Annotated in this window: 16 protein-coding genes; 7 read left to right on the forward strand and 9 right to left on the reverse strand. The window is 42.0% G+C overall.

Annotation, left to right across the window (positions count from 1 at the left end):
* Positions 1–26 precede the first annotated feature (26 nt).
* Entirely contained in the window at positions 27–1,025 is a 999-nt protein-coding gene (ccpA, locus tag MKZ11_RS12210; RefSeq protein ID WP_340794700.1) for a catabolite control protein A, read from the forward strand.
* Positions 1,026–1,416: 391 nt separating this feature from the next.
* Here ccpA and MKZ11_RS12215 read toward each other — a convergent pair whose 3' ends face one another.
* Genes MKZ11_RS12215 through MKZ11_RS12225 form a run of 3 tightly spaced genes read right to left on the reverse strand, consistent with a single transcriptional unit; the run spans position 1,417 to position 3,876 of the window.
* On the reverse strand, positions 1,417–2,610 hold the full coding sequence (locus MKZ11_RS12215; protein WP_445326994.1) for an acetoin utilization protein AcuC: 1,194 nt from the start codon (positions 2,608–2,610) through the stop codon (positions 1,417–1,419).
* On the reverse strand, positions 2,580–3,227 hold the full coding sequence (locus tag MKZ11_RS12220; RefSeq protein WP_340794701.1) for an acetoin utilization AcuB family protein: 648 nt from the start codon (positions 3,225–3,227) through the stop codon (positions 2,580–2,582). The genes MKZ11_RS12215 and MKZ11_RS12220 overlap by 31 nt, the downstream gene beginning before the upstream one ends.
* A gap of 16 nt (positions 3,228–3,243) precedes the next feature.
* Complete coding sequence (locus MKZ11_RS12225; RefSeq protein WP_340794702.1) at positions 3,244–3,876, reverse strand: GNAT family N-acetyltransferase; 633 nt, start codon at positions 3,874–3,876, stop codon at positions 3,244–3,246.
* A 177-nt stretch (positions 3,877–4,053) separates the two neighbouring features.
* Between MKZ11_RS12225 and acsA the strand changes: the two genes are divergently transcribed.
* Positions 4,054–5,772 carry an acetate--CoA ligase gene (gene acsA / locus MKZ11_RS12230; protein ID WP_340794703.1) on the forward strand — a complete coding sequence of 573 codons (1,719 nt, stop codon included), beginning with the start codon at positions 4,054–4,056 and terminating at the stop codon, positions 5,770–5,772.
* A gap of 123 nt (positions 5,773–5,895) precedes the next feature.
* On the opposite strand, the gene MKZ11_RS12235 is transcribed toward acsA, so the two are convergent.
* Complete coding sequence (locus MKZ11_RS12235; protein WP_340796996.1) at positions 5,896–8,739, reverse strand: transglycosylase domain-containing protein; 2,844 nt, start codon at positions 8,737–8,739, stop codon at positions 5,896–5,898.
* A 443-nt stretch (positions 8,740–9,182) separates the two neighbouring features.
* On the opposite strand from MKZ11_RS12235, the gene tyrS reads away from it, so the two are divergent.
* The gene (tyrS, locus tag MKZ11_RS12240; RefSeq protein WP_340794704.1) at positions 9,183–10,448 is read left to right on the forward strand and encodes a tyrosine--tRNA ligase; all 1,266 of its coding nucleotides are present in this window, start codon (positions 9,183–9,185) and stop codon (positions 10,446–10,448) included.
* Positions 10,449–10,594: 146 nt separating this feature from the next.
* On the opposite strand, the gene MKZ11_RS12245 is transcribed toward tyrS, so the two are convergent.
* On the reverse strand, positions 10,595–11,407 hold the full coding sequence (locus tag MKZ11_RS12245; RefSeq protein WP_340794705.1) for a cobalamin-binding protein: 813 nt from the start codon (positions 11,405–11,407) through the stop codon (positions 10,595–10,597).
* A 380-nt stretch (positions 11,408–11,787) separates the two neighbouring features.
* Positions 11,788–13,113, reverse strand: a complete 1,326-nt coding sequence (locus MKZ11_RS12250) for an ISL3 family transposase (protein ID WP_340794706.1) — start codon at positions 13,111–13,113, stop codon at positions 11,788–11,790.
* Between the two features lie 109 nt (positions 13,114–13,222).
* Between MKZ11_RS12250 and MKZ11_RS12255 the strand changes: the two genes are divergently transcribed.
* The gene (locus MKZ11_RS12255) at positions 13,223–13,393 is read left to right on the forward strand and encodes a hypothetical protein (RefSeq protein ID WP_340794707.1); all 171 of its coding nucleotides are present in this window, start codon (positions 13,223–13,225) and stop codon (positions 13,391–13,393) included.
* Positions 13,394–13,504: 111 nt separating this feature from the next.
* On the opposite strand, the gene rpsD is transcribed toward MKZ11_RS12255, so the two are convergent.
* Together rpsD and MKZ11_RS12265 are read right to left on the reverse strand one after the other, a co-directional pair.
* Positions 13,505–14,107, reverse strand: a complete 603-nt coding sequence (gene rpsD, locus MKZ11_RS12260; RefSeq protein WP_340794708.1) for a 30S ribosomal protein S4 — start codon at positions 14,105–14,107, stop codon at positions 13,505–13,507.
* 26 nt (positions 14,108–14,133) lie between these two features.
* Complete coding sequence (locus MKZ11_RS12265; protein WP_340794709.1) at positions 14,134–14,256, reverse strand: hypothetical protein; 123 nt, start codon at positions 14,254–14,256, stop codon at positions 14,134–14,136.
* Positions 14,257–14,453: 197 nt separating this feature from the next.
* On the opposite strand from MKZ11_RS12265, the gene MKZ11_RS12270 reads away from it, so the two are divergent.
* Positions 14,454–16,322 carry a sensor domain-containing diguanylate cyclase gene (locus MKZ11_RS12270; RefSeq protein ID WP_340794710.1) on the forward strand — a complete coding sequence of 623 codons (1,869 nt, stop codon included), beginning with the start codon at positions 14,454–14,456 and terminating at the stop codon, positions 16,320–16,322.
* A gap of 68 nt (positions 16,323–16,390) precedes the next feature.
* Positions 16,391–17,602, forward strand: coding sequence for a methionine gamma-lyase (megL, locus tag MKZ11_RS12275; protein WP_340794711.1), 1,212 nt, complete (start codon positions 16,391–16,393; stop codon positions 17,600–17,602).
* A gap of 101 nt (positions 17,603–17,703) precedes the next feature.
* Here megL and MKZ11_RS12280 read toward each other — a convergent pair whose 3' ends face one another.
* The gene (locus MKZ11_RS12280; RefSeq protein ID WP_340794712.1) at positions 17,704–18,183 is read right to left on the reverse strand and encodes a GAF domain-containing protein; all 480 of its coding nucleotides are present in this window, start codon (positions 18,181–18,183) and stop codon (positions 17,704–17,706) included.
* Positions 18,184–18,377: 194 nt separating this feature from the next.
* Here MKZ11_RS12280 and ezrA point away from each other — a divergent pair, with 194 nt between their 5' ends.
* Positions 18,378–20,069 carry a septation ring formation regulator EzrA gene (gene ezrA, locus MKZ11_RS12285; RefSeq protein WP_340794713.1) on the forward strand — a complete coding sequence of 564 codons (1,692 nt, stop codon included), beginning with the start codon at positions 18,378–18,380 and terminating at the stop codon, positions 20,067–20,069.
* Positions 20,070–20,382: the final 313 nt, after the last annotated feature.

Genomic DNA, 20,382 nt, shown 5'->3' on the forward strand with positions numbered 1-20,382 from the left:
TGGAATATAAGGAAGGAGAAAAATCTATGGCAATAACGATTTACGACGTAGCCAGGGAGGCAAACGTTTCGATGGCGACGGTTTCCCGTGTCGTTAACGGCAATCAGAATGTAAAGCCTGTCACAAGGAAAAAAGTACTCGACTGCATTGAACGACTTGGCTATCGACCGAATGCTGTGGCGAGAGGGCTGGCTAGTAAGAAGACGACAACTATTGGAGTGATTGTTCCTGATATCTCCAAAAGTTTCTACTCAGAATTTTCTCGCGGGATAGCTGATGTTGCAACAATGTACGAATATAATATTATTCTTTCAAACTCTGATGAACGCACAGTTAGAGAAGTGGAATTGATTGAGGATCATCTTGGCAAACAAGTGGATGGACTAATTTTCATGAGCGACTCAGTTTCGGAAGAGGTGCGTACGGAACTTTCGACAGCCAATGTTCCCATTGTTTTGGCGGGAACCCTGGATGTGGAAAAACAATTTGCAACAGTGAATATTGACTATGAAGAGGCCGCCTATGTAGCGGTCAACAAATTAATATCAAATGGCCATAAAAAAATCGTTTTTGTTTCTGGTCCATTCACCCGTGATATCAACCGGATAAGTAAAAAAGCTGGATATAAGAGAGCACTCCAAGATGCAGGCATTCCTGTTGATGAAGGGCTCATCGTGCAGATGGATGATACTTACGACGGAGCATACGAAGGGTGGAAACAAATACGTGATTTACCTGGAAGGCCAACTGCTATTTTTACAGGAAATGATGCGCTTGCTGTCGGTCTGTTAAATGGGATTAGGGATGAGGGGCTGTCTGTTCCTGAAGACTATGAACTCATCTGTTTTGAACATTCTATTTTAGCAAGGGTAGTCAGACCCCAATTGACATCAATTGTTGTTCCGCTTTATGATTTAGGAGCAGTATCAATGCGTCTGTTGACGAAATTGATGAATGGAGAAGAAATTGACGAACAGCAGGTCATTTTACCATTTAGGCTTGAAAATCGTGATTCTATGAAATAACAAAAGAGCAATCTTTTCAGTCGGAAAACATCCGTTTGAAGAAGATTGCTCTTTTTTGAAAGAAAGTATAAGGATTTCAAACTGGAGCAGTGGCTAGACTCCAGCGCCTAGAGGCTCGGGTCATAAGCCGGTCCAGCTAGGAAGGATTGAACTGCATCCTTCCCGGGCAAAGTCCGCCGCTTCGCCAGCCGTCTTATGCCTGTCGCCCCTAACCAGGCGCTTGCGCTTTTCATAGTGGCTAGACTCCAGCGCCTAGACTCCAGCGCCTAGAGGCTCGGGTCATAAGCCGGTCCAGCTAGGAAGGATTGAACTGCATCCTTCCCGGGCAAAGTCCGCCGCTTCGCCAGCCCGTCTTATGCCTGTCGACTCTACCCAGACGCTTACGCTTTTCTTATTTGTTCATTTTTTCGTTACGGATCGTATGTAAGGCCCGGCTCAGCATCTGGGCATTTTTCTCGTTTATTTCCTCTTTTCGTGGAATGGATTCATAGAGTGGTACAGGGTCCTCCCAAGTCGGTATAAGAGGGACTGGAGACTGTTCCTGCCACGTGGAAAGCCAGTCCTCGGGAAGGGGACCAGTAGGAGCAGGGACGTTTTTCATCGCCAGCCAAATATGAGACCATGCCCTTGGAACAACACGCCAGATATCATAGCCGCCGCCTCCAACGGCAATCCAGCGTCCTTCACAATATTCTTCAGCAATTTCACGTGCAACACGGGGAATCTCTTTATAAATGTCCATTGTTCCGTATAGATGTGTCAATGGGTCGAAATAATGCGCGTCAGCCCCATTTTGTGTCAAGATAACATCCGGTTTGAAAAATTCAGTCACCTCTGTTAGGGCTGTCTTATAAATCGAGAGGAAAGACTCATCCTCCGTGAAGGCATCTATCGGAAAATTAAAAGAAGTGCCGTAACCGGATCCATTGCCTCGCTCCGTTATACTTCCGGTCCCGGGAAACAGATAGCGGCCTGTTTCATGAATAGATAGCGTACAGACTGATGGGTCATCATAGAAACTCCATTGTACGCCGTCTCCGTGATGGGCGTCCGTGTCGATATAAAGAACGCGGGCCCCGTATTTTTCTTGTAAATATTTTATTGCAACTGAACTGTCGTTATATACACAAAAACCGGAGGCGCGGCCGTGGAAACCGTGATGTAGCCCACCGCCAAGATTTAATGCGTACTTAGCGCGCCCTTGCATCACTTCATCCACCGCAGTCAAAGTACCACCGACTAACATTGCACTGGCTTCATGCATATTAGGGAAAATTGGCGTATCCTCTGTTCCTATACCATAAATACTCCCAACGTCCTCACGCAGTTCCCCTTTTCCCGCTTTTTTAACGATATCTATAAACTTGCTATCGTGAGCAAGTAGCAATTCTTCATCTGTCGCCATACGGGGAGGGATAATATCACTATCCTGAATGGCTCCTGATTTTTTTAAAAGATCAAGGGTCAACAATATCCTTTTCTGGTTGAACGGGTGAGAATCCGAAAAAGAGTATCCAAGTTGTTCTTCCGAGAAGATGAAAACAGCATCTTTTTTCATAAGTCGATGCCCGGCACGTTTGGCCATAGGACTTCAAAGCCACTGTCCTTTAGTCCTTGAATGATTTTAAGTGGATTCATAGAATTAATTCTGATGACCAGAATTTTATTTGCTTCGTTTTCTTTATCTGGATAGACGAGAACACTCAAAACATTTGATTTCTGCTCGTGAAATACTTTGGATACTTCGAAAAGGATTCCTGGTGTATTTGGAACCCGCACTTCTATCTGTGAACCGGGCTGATGTGCGCCAGTCAATTCGATATATTTATAAAGTAGATCTGTTTCTGTAATGATACCAACCAGTTTATTGTTTGAAATGATGGGGAGGCAACCAATTTTGGTATCGTAGAATATGACTGCTGTCTCTTCCACGAAATCCATAGGATGTCCGGTAATCGGGTTTTTTGTCATCACTTCGGCGAGCAGGGTATCGTAAGTGCTATTGTCTATGATTTCGGAAATTGTTGAGGGAACAACTTCTTTTAAGTTACGGTCTGTCACGATTCCCACGAGAGCCCCATCAGCAGAAAGGATTGGCAAGTGACGAATTTTCTTTTCCCGCATGAGTTTAAGAGCATCTTTCACTGTGTTTTGTGGCGATAAAGTTATAACTTCACTTATCATTATTTCTTCAATTAGCATTTAACTGACCTCACTTTCAATACATGAATCGGTTCATGAACCGTAAACTGTCGAACTGTTGAATGGAGTCTTGGTCAATTCTTTTTCCAATCCGTGCCATCAGGCAATTGGCGGGATGGGAGCTTATTTCAGGGTCATCGGTCGCATAATATTCCAACCCGCCTGCATTCATCATTTTTTCCATTATCTTTCTGTACTCCCACACATTGAGCTTCGTCCCTTTCAAATCCCAATGCCAGTAATATTCAGTCGTTAGAATGATGTAATCTTCCATAGCATCATCCATCATGGAAACTCTTAAAAGTGATTTTCCAACACCGCCACCCCGGAATTTTGGAATCACTTCAATTGCTCCAAGCTCAATAAGATTTTCTATTTTTCCCTGGGACCATCGTTCCAAGGGATCCGGATACAGATAGGTGACATAGCCAACAATTTCATTTGAATCACGAACGATTAAGATTCGACCTTCCGGAAGTTCAGCAATCTCTATGAGTGCCCTATGTTGTTGTGCAGGGGGTCTGAACGCCACAAGATCTTCGTGAAAGTCCAGGTTTGCGAGGTGATCTGCAGTAATAGGTCCTTCAATAATAATATTTCCGTTCTTATGTTTTATTTCCATCGCATTGTATGTTTTTATATGTTCCAATACGGTCACCACCTTTATTTGATATCAACTTATTTCTAGTATACAACAAAAAGGATAAAGAAAAGGCTGTTGATTCTTACAAAACAAAAACAATCGGAAAAATATAATTAATTAGACAACTATATTGGAAGTAAGGTAGAATGAGTTTTATAATTGATTTTTGAAAGGATGAGATGGATGGTAATGAAAACATTGCCCGCAATTAAAGGGGATTATCAGTTAGCAGATTATGATCGTACCGTTGCACAATTCAATTGGACGGATGTAGAAAAAGAATTCAGTTGGTTTGAAAGCGGTCTCATGAATATTGCTCATGAAGCAGTGGATCGCCATGCGGATTCATATCGAAAAAATAAAGTTGCCCTTTATTATAAAGATGCTAATCGAAAAGAATCATATACGTATAATGAGCTAAAAAAAATGTCTAACAAAGCAGCGAACGTATTGCGCAATCAATCGCCGCTTGAAAAAGGGGATCGGATTTTCATCTTTATGCCTCGCTCACCGGAACTATATTTTTCTCTCTTGGGTGCATTGAAATTAGGTGCTATCGTGGGCCCGCTTTTCGAGGCGTTCATGGAAGGTGCGGTCTATGACAGGCTTTCTGATAGTGAGGCAACGGCAATTATCACGACTCCTGAACTTCTAGGGCGGGTGCCTGTCGAAAAATTGCCGCACCTAAAGACAATCTTTATAGTAGGTGAAGATGTTGTAGAAGAAGGGCTTATCGTCGATTTCAACAAACATATGAAAGATGCTTCCCAGTATTTCCAAGTTGAATGGATGGAAAGAGAAGATCCAACACTGTTGCATTACACTTCGGGTTCAACGGGAAAACCCAAAGGAGTTGTGCATGTTCAGGAAGCGATGGTACAGCAACTGCAGACGACACGCTGGGTACTGGATTTGAAAGACGAGGATATATTCTGGTGTACGGCAGACCCTGGATGGGTGACTGGTACGGCTTACGGTATTTTTGGACCGATGCTTGCTGGTGCTACCAGTTTAATTCTGGGCGGAAGATTTTCTGCTGAAGGTTGGTATGGAGCCATCGAAGAGTATGGCGTAACAGTTTGGTATAGCGCTCCAACAGCTTTCCGGATGCTTATGGGAGTGGGAGAAGGTCCTTTAAGTAATGCCGATCTTTCATCACTACGACACATTCTATCTGTCGGTGAACCGCTAAATCCAGAAGTGATCCGTTGGGGAGCTGAAGCATTTAAATTGCGCATCCATGATACGTGGTGGATGACAGAAACAGGCGCACAGACGATATGCAATTTTGGATGTCTTCCTATAAAACCGGGATCCATGGGTAAGGCGGTTCCGGGTATTGAAGCAGCAATCGTGGATGATCAAGGAAACGTTCTGCCTCCAAATCATATGGGGAATTTAGCTATTAAAAAGGGTTGGCCTGCAATGATGCGTCAAATCTGGAACAATCCTGAAAAATACGCATCTTATTTTATCAATGATGAATGGTATGTTTCCGGAGATTCGGCGTATATCGATGAGGACGGTTATTTCTTCTTCCAAGGCCGCGTCGATGATGTAATTATGACGAGCGGGGAACGGGTAGGACCATTTGAAGTGGAAAGTAAACTTCTCGAGCATCCTGCAATTGTTGAAGCTGGAGTTATAGGTAAACCTGATCCGGTCCGCGGTGAAATCATTAAAGCATTTGTGGCCCTTCATGAAGGGGTCGAGCCAACAGATGAATTAAAAGAGGATATTCGTCAGTTTGTTAAAAAAGGGTTGGCGGCGCACGCTGCTCCACGGGAGATTGAATTCAAAGATAAATTACCGAAAACACGAAGCGGGAAAATTATGCGTCGTGTATTGAAAGCTTGGGAACTAAATTTACCAACGGGTGATTTATCGACGATGGAAGACTAAATTTGAAGGTGAAAAAGAGCTTGTCCGCTATTTTACTAGCGGACAAGCTCTTTTTTAAAGGTAAGATTGTTTAAGTTTTTCAACTTGGAATAGTGTCTAAGCTACAGGCGTCTTAGATTTTATTTAATCATCCTCGGTTTTGTCCTCGCCACCGACCGGAGGAACATTCCCATCTGTTCCTCCTTCACTTCCCTCGCCGTTTCCGGGAGGCGTAGTGGTTTCGGGTGGCGGAGTTTCATCAATTACTTCCTCGTCGGGTTGAGTCGCTTCAATAGTGACCACGTTCGAAACCTCTGAAAGTTTACCGGTAATATCAACAGCTCTTACAGAATATGAGCCGGCACCGATTGAAAACGAGTTCGAAGATCCATCTCTTATTGTTCCGATTTTTGCACCGTTTTCGTAGATGTAGTAACCGACCACATCATTAGATGCTGATTGGCTCCACGTTAGTGTCGATCCGTTCAAAGTAGCATTTACCGATGCAGGAGCGACATCATCAGCATTGAATATAGCCCCGGAAACAACTTGTGAAGCAAATGCAGAGTTCATAGGAAACAGTTTTGATGCGTCTCCTCTTAAAGGTCCAAGCATTCGCTCGATGAATACTTGATTTACACCTGTACCGCCCGCTGTGATGAATTCGGCAGGTGTTGAAGGCAATGCAAGATACCTCGTTCCTTTAACAGATACATAGGATGATGAAGTAATACTATCATCCGGTTTAACGGGTAACATCGCTTTTGCATAGAATAAATCTGATTTCACAAGTCCGGCAGATGAACATGCAGCAGAAGGGGCAAGACCTGATATGCCACAGAATGAGCTGGTGACAACTCCTTCTGGCTGCTTGAATTTTGAAGCGGCGCCGACTAGTTCGGGTGTCACTTCATTTGCCGCATTCATAATCCGTGCGAACAATATGCTTGTCCTTGTAGTAGGGTGCATTGCCTGGCTTCCGCCACTGTAGAGACTTCTTTTGAGGTCTTTATACCCCAGCCAGACCCCAAGGGAAACATTCGGATTGTATCCGATAAGCCAAGCGTCTGCGTAGTTTTGAGTCGTTCCTGTTTTCACGGCCAAGTCAGAAGAGAAATTCAGGTATTTTGGAACTTGAGAGCCTGTACCGCCTGGTTTTAATACATCGCGCAACATATCTGTGACGATATAACTTGTTTCGGGACTGAAAACATCTACAGGCTCAACTTCATGTTGATAGATAGTATTGCCATCCATATCCTCAATTTTTTCGATCATATAGGCATCGATGAATTTCCCGTTATTTGCAAATGTCCCAAATGCATTTGTATTTTCTTCAACACTTACCCCACGTTTCGTTCCGCCGAATGAAGCTGAGAGATTGTAATAATCGGTGGGATCCACTCTGGAAAAGTCCATTTTCTCAAGGAATTCGGCTGGTCGTCTATCGATAATGTCATTGTATAGACGAACAGTGGCAAGGTTTAATGATTTTGAAAGTGCATCTCTTGCCGGAATAATTCCAAGTTCCATATTTTTTGTATAGTTATTTGGGGACCAGATGGAACCATTAGGCTCTCTTTTATCAAATTTGACGTCGACGACTGGGCTTCCAGCACCTATAACACCATACTCAATGGCTGGTGCGTAGACGAGTAGCGGCTTCATAGAAGAACCATTTTGTCTGAAGGCTTGCGTCGAGTGGTTGGTAGCTTCCTGTGCGTGATCGCGACCTCCGATGAACGAAAGGATTTTACCGGTGTTATTTTCAATCATCATTGCGCCGACTTGAACGGGATCTTCCACTAATTCCACTTCGCCGGAATCGGGGTCCTTTTCTTCTCTTGTATATGTGAACCCGTAATTTTCAAAGGAATTTGCGACTTCATTCATCTTGTCATATAGGTCCTTATTGACAGTAGAATAAATTCTGTAACCATCATTTTTCATAGAACGGGTCGCAAATATTGCATATTTTTCATAAAGTTTTTCTTCTTGGTCAAGACGCTCTGGATCAACCCCGTCTTTTTCAGCTATAATTTTCGCAAGTATATCGACGGTGCGATTCTGGATTTCTTGTGTCAAATAAGGGTATCTTTCATTTGCACGCCGTACAGGGTCGCGGAAATCTTTCGTAATATCATAAACTATCGCTTCATTATATTGCTGTTCGGTTATATAGCCGGTTTCTTTCATTCTGAAAAGAACTGTTTTCATTCGATTAATTCCCGGCTCTAAGAATTCTTTTTCTTTTACTCCGCCGCCGCTTTTAAAAGGAGTGTAAGCGAAAGGTGCCTGAGGAAGTCCTGCTATAAATGCTGCCTGCGGTAAATTCAATTTCGCCGCTTTTGTTCCGAAAATACCGCCAGCTGCTGTTTCAATGCCTGCAATATTTTGGCCATTTGAATTACGGCCGTATGGAATAATGTTCAAGTAAGCTTCAAGAATTTCATCTTTTGTCATGAAATTCTCTATCCGCATTGCAAGCAGGATTTCTTTCGCTTTTCGTTCATATGATACTTCGTTGGTTAAAACTTGGTTTTTAATAAGCTGTTGTGTCAGTGTCGAACCGCCAGTCTGGCTATCAGAATTTGTTACATCCTGGAAGAGTCCACGGAAGATTGCCTTGGGAACGATACCATTGTGCCGTTCGAAATATTCGTCTTCTGTTGCAAAGACTGCATCAATAACAAAGGGCGATACACTATCGAGCTTTGTTTCTCGTCTTTCAATGTCAGAGTTAACCTTACCGATATAGACACCGCCTGAAAGGTAGAGTTCAGATGTTTCTTCATAGGTGAATATTGCATCCCGCATTTCCTCTTTCGAGCGAAGCGGTTCTTTCGCTACCAGGGACGCGAAATAGCCTGCTCCAACCGAAGCGGCAAAGACTGAGAGTGTTAATCCCAAAACGATGAATAGGAGAAAGAGGTTCCAGGTGACGCCTGAAGTGATGCGCAGTCCTTTTGCCCACTTTGTTTTAGTCATCGTGTCCAACTTTTCTTCTATAAGATCAATTCTATTTTTTTTCTGTTTGCTCAAGTAAATCAACCTCCTGAAATCTTACCTATTATAGCACATTTCCAGAAGAGCCAATCGATAATGTTTGACAACTTTTTAATATCGGTTAGAATTGTTGATACATATACTTTCACATGTTGAATGAGTCGAAGTAGTGGTGGTGGAACCGTTTTAGAGAGACAGCGGCTGGTGAAAGCTGTCCGGTAAACCAATCATGAATTACAGCTCTGGAGTGTGACGCGTGCGCAGTGTTATTGCGTTTTGAGTGGAGAAGTTATTCTCAAGCCGGGTGGTACCGCGTTAATATAATAATTAGCGTCCTTGCATGATTTTTTAAAATCGTGCAAGGACTTTTTTATTGTCTTATTTTCAGGTATCTACGGATTTCTTAAATTTCAGGAGGGGTTAGGATGAAAGAGAAATTGATGGAAGACTTAAAGTGGAGAGGCTTACTCTACCAACAAACGGATGAGGCGGGTCTTGAGGATTTGCTTACTAAGGAGAAAATTTCCCTGTATTGCGGAGTCGACCCGACTGCGGACAGCATGCATATTGGACACATTGTACCGCTGCTGACCCTTCGCCGTTTCCAGATGCATGGACATCGTCCGATTTTACTTGTCGGCGGAGCAACGGGTATGATCGGGGATCCATCTGGCCGTTCGGAGGAGAGACAGCTTCAGACAACAGAACAGATTGCGAAAAACGTTGCAGGGATTAAGAAACAGATGGAACGGATATTCGACTTTAAGTCTGAAAACGGTGCGCAAATGGTGAACAATAACGACTGGATCGGTACCATGAGTGTGATCGAATTTTTGCGTGATTACGGTAAGTTTTTAGGCGTTAACTATATGCTTGCAAAAGACAATGTTGCATCGCGACTAGAAGGTGGAATTTCTTTCACCGAGTTTTCTTATATGCTCATCCAAGGAATTGATTTCAATCATTTATTCGACAACTATGGCTGCCGTGTCCAAATCGGCGGTTCAGATCAGTGGGGCAATATTACAACAGGGCTTGAAGTGATTCGTAAAACGCATGAAGAAGAAGTGAAAGCATTCGGCATCACAATTCCGCTTGTCACGAAAGCGGATGGTACGAAATTCGGTAAAAGTGCGGGCGGCTCAGTTTGGCTCGATGCGGAAAAAACATCTCCATATGAATTTTACCAGTTCTGGATTAATACAGCTGATTCGGATGTCGTTAAATATATGAAAATCTTCACGTTCATGGAGCGAGAAGAAATTGAAGCATTTGAGATTACTGTACAAGAAGAACCACATTTACGGAAAGCGCAACTGGCACTTGCAGAAGAGATGACACGGTTGATTCACGGTCAGGAAGCACTTGACCAGGCAATCCGTATTTCCAAAGCATTATTCAGCGGAGATTTAAAAACACTAACTGCGGATGAAATGAAAGACGCATTCAAAGATGTACCTTCATTTGAAATGTCAAAAGAAGATAAAAATATTGTCGACTTTATCGTAGACTCCGGTGTGTCACCGTCAAGACGGCAGGCTCGTGAAGATGTAACGAATGGCGCTATTTCATTGAACGGAGAGCGTGTGACTGATACTGCTTACGAAGTGAACGCAGAAGATCGTCTTGAAGATGCATTTACGATTGTCCGACGCGGCAAGAAAAATTATAAAATGGTGAAATTCGTTTAATTGGTGACATAAATGAATATAGTGGCTTTGATTTTATGGATTGTCATGGCAAGTCATGAAACTGTCAGCTCAACCAGGGAAACGTTCATTTCTCCATAATACAAAAGGCTATTTTCCTTATAACAAGGAAAATAGCCTTTTGCCGTTTAGTCGTTTTTAATCCATTCAGGCAACTTTAAGCTATCATACGTTTCAGGATGAATCATGTTACCCAACTTCAAAGCTCCTTCTAGAAGCCGAGGGGAAGGACGGCAATATAATTCCTCCTCCATAATTGAGAAGTGGCCATTTTTTACTGCGGTAAGCTCCTTCCAGCCCGGTCGTTTCAGGACGACTTCCTTTTTCACCTTGTTGATTCTAACGCCAACCCAAGCAAGAAGGATATAATCAGGCTTCCTATTCAGTACATCATCCCAGTCCGTCTGCACACTGGCAAGTTTCACATCCTGAAACTCATTCACCCCTCCGGCGATCGCGCTGATTTCCGTCAGCCAGTTGATACTGCCTGGGGTAAATACCGGTTTCGGCCACCATTCCCAATAGAGCCGTGGAGTTTCGTCAACTGTGGCAGCGCGTTTTTTCATCTCTTCAATAAACGAAAGATACTCCGCTCTAATTTGGATAGCTCGCTCTTCGATGCCACATGCTTGTCCGACGGTTAGTAAATCATCAGCGATATCATCCAGACTTTGCGGGTCCAAAATAATATGAGGAATCATTCGTTTTTCAAGTTCTTCAATGTTTTTTTCCATCCCGGGTACACTTAGAGAAGCAAGTACAAGATCAGGCTCATACAATTCCAATTTATCCATATCAATCGACAAATCGGGACCGAGGCGTGGGAGGGGATTAATGCTTTTTGGCCAATCGGAAAAATCGTCAACTGCAACAAGTTGATCGATAAGACCGAGATAGGCAAGCAATTCCGTATTGCTTGGGCAGATTGATATGAGTTTCATCTAAACACCCCACAATTCATAATATGTATAAGTATAGCACGAAAAAAAAGGGTTCTTTGTCAAATGACGTTGGCGAAGGATAGTAGCCAACCATAACTTAGTTATTGTAGGGCTATCCAAGAAGTCAGTAAAGCTGATTTTTGGGGATAGTCCTTTTTCATATAGTCCTCCATGTATCCCGTTGTTTTCCGTTCCAGATGGACGCTTTCCGCGGGCACGGCTTCAGCCTCCTCGTCGCGAAAAGCACGCTCCTGTGGGGTCTTCAGCTCGCGCTGTTCCCGCTGGAGTCGCCATCTTGCACTCCAAACAACTAGTATTGCACTTGGAAATTAAATAAAAATAGACAAAAGATTTTCAAGCCTATTAAATCCTCATAAATGTTACGCAGCGTCAAAATGGAATTGTCCTTGTTCCTGCTGTTTAACCGATGGTTTTAACCTGAAGTGTAACAGAATTCGTTTTCTATAGTTCTGGAAGTTTCTATATCCATAGGCGACACGATTCAATACCTTGATCTTATTGTTGTTCCCTTCAATTCTTCCGTTATTGTAGGGGTAAATAAAACTGTTTTCTAAAAATGGAAGATGTTTTCTCAACGTTTTCAAGCTTGTTCTCATATAATTTGAAATTGCAGATGGAACAGGATTTGTTAAACAAGACGATAGTGCTCCGAAGTCCTTATTTGATATGGATTCCATTAATTCTTGATAAAGTTCATAGTTCTCTTTTAGTGCAGGATCATATTCTAACATCTCATCTACAATACTTTGCCCTGTACGTTGTCCAAACAATGAATAATACTTATATTCTACGCTGGATAAATCTGAATGTTTTTTTAATAATAGCTTCCAGTAGCGCTTAAGGCGACGATATTTCTTCATATCATCTCCACTAGACGTTTTAAGTTGATTCATAACCTGGATACGACACTTATTCATGGAACGATTAATCAACTGAACCAAATGGAAGCGGTCTATGATAATCTTCGCATTTGGAAATAATTCTTTAATCACACTTACATAACCTGCATTCATATCAATCGTTACGGTTTCCACACGTTTACGATCCGTTAAACTGTAGTTCACAATAAAGTGATTCTTAATCGTGAAATTGTCACGTCGATCTAGGATATCCAATATGTTGCCTGATTCCGCATTTATATATTCGAAGGCAATTGCATCTTTTGCATATTTGAACTCATCAAAAGAAAGGTGCTTGAGTAGCGCCTTGTAGTGCGGGATAAATTGTTTTGCGGCCTCGTTGATTTGACGTTGAACAGTTGTTGGTGATACAGAACAATCCCTTGCGATAGACGTAAGTGACTGTGCTTCAGCGGATTTAAGTGTGACTTGTGCTTTCACATTTTGTGAAATAAAACAATTCATTTGAACAATAGGCGTTTTAGCAGTAAAACTGCTTTGACAGGCTTGGCACATGAAACGTTGTTTCTGTAGTAGTAGGTAGGTCGGATTTACGCCTGTAATGGGCAATGTAAATCTAGATAATTGTGTGCCATTTTTATAGACTGTAAAGTTGGTGTTTTTCACACCACATTGTCCACAATGTGTGGGGGTATATGATAACTTTCCAGAAATATATTTACACCTTTTCCCTTTATAAGTTCCTTCCTTTACACAATCTTCATCAAAAGTAATGTTTGGGTCTTGAATATCAAGTAAAGATTTAATACAATTAGAATGAGACAAGTGAGTTCCCTCCTGGATGATGGTTTTAGTCGACTTCTATTCTATAGGGAATCTCACTTGTTTTCTATTTATATAAAGGGAATTTATCTTACCTAGACTCTCCAGCTGATTGAAGTGGAAAGCGGCGACTCCAGCGGGAACAGCGCGAGCTGAAGACCCTGGACTGAGCGCAGCGAGGGAAGCGGCTGAGGCCGTGCCCGCGGAAAGCGTCCGCTTGGAACGGAAATCAGCGGGTAGTAGGATTACCTTATCCAATATATTTATAAAAAAATGGCGTTAGTGAAGATCCTCCTCATCTCCTTTTAAAGGGATGGGGATTTTCTTTCACCAACGTCATTTATTGTACAACCAAAAAAAGAGCCCTGTGAAGGACTCTTTTCGAAAGATGGTATTAACGTGAGTAGAATTCAACGATAAGTGCTTCGTTAATTTCTGCTGCAAGTTCGCTGCGTTCAGGCATGCGAACGAATTGACCGACTTTAGTGTCGTTGTTAAATGTAACGTATTCAGGAACATAGCTGTTCACTTCAAGCGCTTCATTTACAACATCAAGGTTTTGAGATTTCTCGCGAAGAGAAATTTCTTGTCCAGGTTTAACGCTGTAAGATGGGATATCAACGCGTTTACCATCAACCAGGATATGGCCGTGGTTTACTAGTTGGCGTGATGCACGACGTGTGCGTGCAAGGCCCATGCGGTATACAATGTTATCAAGACGAGTCTCAAGAAGAATCATGAAGTTAACACCGTGTTTACCAGGCATTTTACCAGCTTTGTTGAAAACCGTTTTGAATTGACGTTCGTTTACGCCAAACATGAAACGGAGTTTTTGTTTTTCTTGTAATTGCATTCCGTACTCGGAAAGTTTTTTGCGTTGGTTAGGACCGTGTTGTCCCGGACCGTAAGGGCGTTTTTCGATTTCTTTTCCAGTGCCTGTAAGTGAAATCCCAAGACGACGGGAAAGTTTCCAAGATGGACCTGTATAACGAGCCATGAAAGACTCCTCCTCTATTGTTGGTTTTATTTTGTTGTAAAATAAGAACCAGATGTGTTCAATTCAAATGCCATTCTATCATCTTGCATCCTCGCTTCCGCAGCCAGGAAGTTACGCGATACACCTTGTAAAAGGAATAGACTGGACAATCTGAAACACACAACTGCTGCAACTATTTTACACAGGTTCCATCATAACAACTAAAGAAGTAAGAGTCAAGCTTCATTCATTGAGGTGGAAATAAGTCTAACGATCTATATAAAGTGATAGCATCCATAGTACCAATGTATTATAATGTAATAAGACTTGTTTGAATTTTTATGTAGATTAAGATAGGGGTGATTGTGTGACGGATCATCAATTGACAATGTTCAAAATTAAAAGCGACTTAATGGACTTGTGGACTGAAAATACTGCATTGCATTCATATGAACAATGGTTTGAAGCTTTGAAACCAACACTAGTTCATCATTTTCATATAGCTGAAGCAGATTTTTTCATATATGACAAAACTAGTTTTATGCCTCTTAAAGGTCACAAATCAATTTCACAGAGGAGAGATACCCTCCCGTTTGACACGCTGGAAACGGGGGACTCGCTTACACATGCCATTTTAATTTCACAAATCCGTGAGAAGGGTTTCAGCTATGCGGATGACTTTCTACTATTCCGAAACTTGAAATCTGAACCGCTTGGACTGCTGATTCTCAAATCTACTGACGACTGGAATGCCTTCGCTGCCTCACCATATTTGCAGGAACTTGAAAAGGTAGTTAGCCATCTTATTCAAATGGTCAGGAAGATGGTCTTTCTTGTAAAGGAAGAAAAAAGTTCACGGCACTTATTTGGAGTCACCGAAATCTTTAATTCAACGATGCAAAGTAATGTGATTTTGGACGGCGTAGTGAATGCGGTATCTAAATCATTTCCGTCTGCCCACGTTGAGCTACTCCTATCACATGACCAAAAAGGTCTGATGCATAACTATAAGCTAATTGATTACATGAATGAAAGGCCTTCTGCCATGAATGCATTTGTCTCGGGTGAAGTGACAAAAGAAATAATGTCCGACTTATCTTGCAAGCTGATCAATGCACCACTTAAAGGAAGACAAGGCATCTATGGTGTATTGCAAATCAAAATACCGCTTGATCTTGTTTTTTCACCAACTCAGGATAAATTTGTCAGTATTATTGTAAATACGGCGGGAAGCGCGTTAGAAAATGCAATTTTATATGACCAATCTCATCGGGTCATTGAAGACCTGCAACTGATTAACGAAACGTCAAAAAAATTAAACAGCAATATGCATTTTGGGGAAATGACCGCATTTTTGAAGCAGCAATTGTTGAAAGCATTTCACCCATCTGAAATTGCATTCGTTTTTAACTGTGAAAGAGATAGCTACGACCTTTCTCCGTTGAGCACGGATTTTTTCAGGACTGAATCAGGGAAGAATTATATTGCATTCGCATCGAATCACCTGCAGAGCAACAAAGAAGCGTTGTTCGATGCAAATTTCAGTACTACTATGAACGAGTCACTTGCCTACGAATCAATCATTGCGATTCCGATTATGAATCAGGAGGTGCTCACAGGATTCGTTGTGTTAGTACATTTGAACCAGTACTTTTTTTCATTTGACAGCTTTAAGCTGATGCAATCTCTTATAGGACATTCTTCGCTTGCGCTTGCTAACTCGATATTGCGCGACCAGTTACAGGAACTTGTAGATAAAGACCATCTAACCAAGCTTTATACAAGAAGTTTTGTGGATAAGATTATTGAGAAATCGATTGTCGAAGATGAAACAGGTGTTTTTGTCCTCTTAGATGTCGATGACTTCAAAAAGGTAAATGACACTTATGGCCATGTAACAGGCGATGATGTGCTAAAGCAGATTGCATCTTTCATACTTGCGGAAATTGCCGATAAAGGTGTTGCTGGAAGGTGGGGAGGAGAGGAAATCGCTATCTTTTTGCCCTTAACAGGATTTGAAGAAGGAGTGTTATTTGCAGAACGGCTTGTCCGACTTATCCCTGCTGCCACTGAACCCGCGGTAACGGTATCGATTGGAATGCATAACTGGACCTCGAAACAACAGTCGACTTATAAAGATTTGTTTCAGCATACTGACGCGGCACTATATACCGCGAAAAACAATGGTAAAAACCAAGTGGTAATATATGGAGCGACAAGTTGTTTCTTTTCCTAACTACTAATAAAGGGTAAACTAATAACGAAGGAATGTGAGTATTCATAAAACATCAGGGGGGAATGAAAATGGACGGAAAAAATCTTCATAAAGATACAGTCGTTATTCATGAAGGCTATGATGACAGGGACCATCAGGGAAGTTTAGCAGTGCCGCTTTACCAGACCTCAACATACTCGTTTGAAACAGCGTTGCAAGGGGAAAATCGATTTTCAGGCGCTGAAGAGGGAAATATTTATTCCAGACTTGGCAATCCGACTGTTCATGTGTTGGAAGAGCGTATGGCAGCTCTTGAAAACGGTAACGGAGCGCTGGCGTTTGGTTCGGGAATGGCAGCAGTCAGTTCAATTCTTGTTCATTTGACAGAAGCGGGTGATCATATTCTTTGTTCCCGCGGTATTTACGGTTGTACATTCGGTCTACTTGGTATGCTGAACCAAAAATACAATATTACACATGATCTAGTTCGGATGGGGACCGAAGAAGAGATTGAACAAGCTATCAAACCGGAGACAGTTTGTATCTATATTGAAACGCCTATTAATCCGACAATGGAACTTGTTGATCTTCATGCGGTTGTAAGCGTAGCCAAACGTCACGGGCTACGTGTTGTTGTCGACAATACATTTTCATCGCCCTATTTGCAAAACCCTCTGGATATCGGCGCGGATTTCGTCTTGCATAGTGCGACAAAATATATCAATGGTCATGGTGATGTTATTGCAGGTCTACTTATTGGAAGTGACAAGGGAGAGATAGAATCAATCCGTATGTCGGTTCAAAAAGATTTCGGCGGTATTATATCTCCGTTCGATGCTTGGCTTTTAATCCGCGGTTTGAAAACGTTATCGGTTCGCATGGAACGTCATACTTCAAATGCGGAAAAACTGATTGCCTATTTGAAGGGGCAAAAAATTGTTGAAGAGATCTATTATCCATTCGACAAAGACAATCCGCAATATGAAATAGCGAAACGCCAAATGAGAGCGGGAGGCGGACTAATTTCATTTACGATAAAAGGTGGGAAAGAGGGGGCACAGCTATTTATGGATAGCCTTTCTCTCATTAAGATTGCAGTCAGTCTTGGAGATGCAGAAACGCTTATCCAGCATCCGGCTACGATGACCCATTCAGTCATTCCCGAGGAAGAACGTCTACAAATGGGCATCACGGACTCTTTACTGAGGCTATCCGTCGGTTTAGAACATGCCGATGATCTCATAGCTGACCTCAAAACCGCTTTCGCGGCCATGGAGGTTACAATCACTGAGCAGGCTTAATGAAAAAACTGCCTTGGCTACCGATTGTTAGGTAGCCAAGGCAGTTTCATGCTGTCAGGTCTTTAATGTCATTCCCGTTAAGTCACATACAATTTGGGTCATTAAATATGTTTAATGAGAACTTCGACAAAATGTTCAAGCCCAATCAAATCTTCTGCTGTAAAACGGTTCAGTTCAGGACTGTCGATATCAAGGACACCTAGTAAAACTCCGTCTTTTGAAATAGGAATGACAACTTCAGATTGAGAAGCCGCGTCGCATGCAATATGGCCAGGGAATGCATTGACATCCGGAACGATAATGGATTTATTCGATTCGGCCGCTGTCCCACAGACACCTTTTCCAAACGGGATACGGATACAGGCAGGAAGACCCTGGAAAGGACCAAGTACAAGTTCGTTCTCGTCCTTCAAGTAAAATCCGACCCAATTGATGCGATCGAAAAATTGATTGAGTAATGCAGAAGCGTTGCTCAGGTTTGCGTACATATTTTCCTCACCCGTCAACAACGCATCTAATTGACTTGCGAGCTGTTTATACTTCACTTTTAAATCAGTAGCATAGTCAAGACCTTGAAACAAATAGAGCACCCCTTTTAAAAAATAGAATTTAAATTAGTATACATATGAAGACGTTTTTTAACAATCTTTCTTGATTATTATAGTGGAAAACAGATTTTTCCCTATAAATCATTCATTTTCGCAACCAAAATGGTTTAAACGTGGTACTATATAGGATAATATCATGGTACAGTGACTTGGACAGGGGGACCACGATGAAAACCTTCATCATTGCTATAATAGTGCTTATCATATTGACGACAATCGCCTTCTTATTCAGGCGCAAACATATCCAGGAAATTGGTCGATTGGAGCAAGAAAAGCTACAAATCCAACACAAACCCATCTTAGAAGAGATGACGAAAGTTAAACAATTGAACATGACAGGTGAAACTGAGGAGAAGTTCGAACGGTGGCGCAACGAATGGACGGAATTGATGGACGTACATATGCCCGAAATTGATACGTTACTATTCGATGTGGAAGACGTAGTAGATCGTTTCCGTTTTGGAAAAGCAACAAAGTTAGAAAAAGCAATTCAAGAAAAAATCCGTTTCTGCGATAAAAAGATGAATGACATTTTACAAGAATTGAATGAATTAGTCGGCAGTGAAGAGAAAAATCGTATTGAGATGGAAAAATTAAAAGAGCAGCACCGGGCTGCTCGTAAAGCAGTACTCGCACATCAGCATTCGTTTGGGATGACAGCGAACCCGCTTGAAAAGGAATTAGAATCTTTTAATCCGAAATTCAAAGAATACGATGAATTGACAGCAAACGGCAATTATTTACTTGCGCGGGAAATCGTTATTTCATTGTCACTAAAGGGTGATCATGTCTTTACGCTCATCCACGAAATTCCAGCCCTACTTTCGGAATTACAAAGTAAAATTCCGGCATCGATTCGAGAACTTCGGAATGGAACGCGGGAGATGGAGGAGCAATCCTATTATTTGCAGCATTTAGAGCTGTCAAAACACCTTAGAGCAATTGAAAATGAGCTTGAAGAAATGTTGTCGAAAATGGCCGATCTTCAAATCGAAAGTGTACAACAGCATACAAGCGAAATTAATGACCGCATTGATTCATTTTACGATGCGCTAGAAAATGAAGTGAACGCAAAGCATTATGTTGACGAACACTATAATCAAATTGCTGATAAGCTTCACGTAATAACAACATTGTCGAGAGAAACCTCAGATGAGGCAGCTTTTGTACAGCAAAGCTATCGATTGGATGAAAAAGAAGCACAAATTCCACAATTGTCCTTAAAAAAATTAGTTGCTCTCGATAAGCGATTTGGTGTACTTACTTATCGCGTTGAAGAACAAGCTTCTGCTTATTCTGGTTTACAGGAAGAGCTACAATCCATTTCCGAAGAACTAGAGCAAATAGCTGACGAACAGGAAATTTTTGCAAATCGCATGAAAAACTTACGAATCGATGAAAATAATGTACGGACCAAACTTGAAGTACTATCGCGTAAATTACAAAATGCGGATCGTATGCTTCATAAAGGGAATATTCCTGGTATACCAGATGATATGGAAGCTCGCCTTGAAGAAGCAGACGAACAAATTTATATCGTAACGCAAAGTTTACAGGAAGTACCACTTAATATGAGCCTAGTCGATTCTTATTTGGAGAATGCCGGTAAGGCTGTAGAAGATGTAAGTGTGAAAGTTGAAGAGATGCTTGAAAACGTCTTGCTAATCGAGTGGATCATTCAATACGGAAATAGATACCGTGCGTCCAATCCCGAAGTTCATGCCCGTCTGTTAGACGCTGAAGAGTCGTTCAGGCAATTCCGTTACGCAAAAGCGTTGGAAGAGGCAGCGACAGCGGTTGAAGATGTGGAGCCTGGTGCAATGAAGCGGATTGAAGAACTTGTGAAAGAACACGTCTGAGTTCAAAAGTGATTACACAAAAAAATGGCCACCGGCATATCTTGCAGGTGGCTTTGTCACGCATTTAACTTTATTCAGCAAATTTTTTGTACTGAAAGTGAAGCGGCAGCAACGAAGACACCCAGTCTATAAGTGGGTAAGATGAAAACAGAGTATGGTGATATTCATGGAGGTTCAAGCCCCTACTGAATAAAGGAAGGTAACCTAAGTACGCCGCGTCCTGCGGCAACAAGGAGGGATGCAGTTCAATCCCTCCCCTGCTGCATGACCTACATCCTGTAGGCAGGCGTATTTGATTTTTGCGACTGAAAGG

This window comes from Sporosarcina sp. FSL K6-1508 (assembly GCF_038007465.1).
GTDB lineage: Bacteria > Bacillota > Bacilli > Bacillales_A > Planococcaceae > Sporosarcina > Sporosarcina psychrophila_B.

What these genes read in the sequence shown, in the direction of transcription:
- megL (WP_340794711.1), top strand. Translation starts at nt 16,391, where the DNA reads ATGGACGGAAAAAATCTTCATAAAGATACAGTCGTTATTCATGAAGGC.
- ccpA (WP_340794700.1), top strand. Translation starts at nt 27, where the DNA reads ATGGCAATAACGATTTACGACGTAGCCAGGGAGGCAAACGTTTCGATG.
- MKZ11_RS12215 (WP_445326994.1), bottom strand. Translation starts at nt 2,610, where the DNA reads ATGGCCAAACGTGCCGGGCATCGACTTATGAAAAAAGATGCTGTTTTC.
- tyrS (WP_340794704.1), top strand. Translation starts at nt 9,183, where the DNA reads ATGAAAGAGAAATTGATGGAAGACTTAAAGTGGAGAGGCTTACTCTAC.
- MKZ11_RS12220 (WP_340794701.1), bottom strand. Translation starts at nt 3,227, where the DNA reads ATGCTAATTGAAGAAATAATGATAAGTGAAGTTATAACTTTATCGCCA.
- rpsD (WP_340794708.1), bottom strand. Translation starts at nt 14,107, where the DNA reads ATGGCTCGTTATACAGGTCCATCTTGGAAACTTTCCCGTCGTCTTGGG.
- MKZ11_RS12235 (WP_340796996.1), bottom strand. Translation starts at nt 8,739, where the DNA reads ATGACTAAAACAAAGTGGGCAAAAGGACTGCGCATCACTTCAGGCGTC.
- MKZ11_RS12245 (WP_340794705.1), bottom strand. Translation starts at nt 11,407, where the DNA reads ATGAAACTCATATCAATCTGCCCAAGCAATACGGAATTGCTTGCCTAT.
- ezrA (WP_340794713.1), top strand. Translation starts at nt 18,378, where the DNA reads ATGAAAACCTTCATCATTGCTATAATAGTGCTTATCATATTGACGACA.
- acsA (WP_340794703.1), top strand. Translation starts at nt 4,054, where the DNA reads ATGGTAATGAAAACATTGCCCGCAATTAAAGGGGATTATCAGTTAGCA.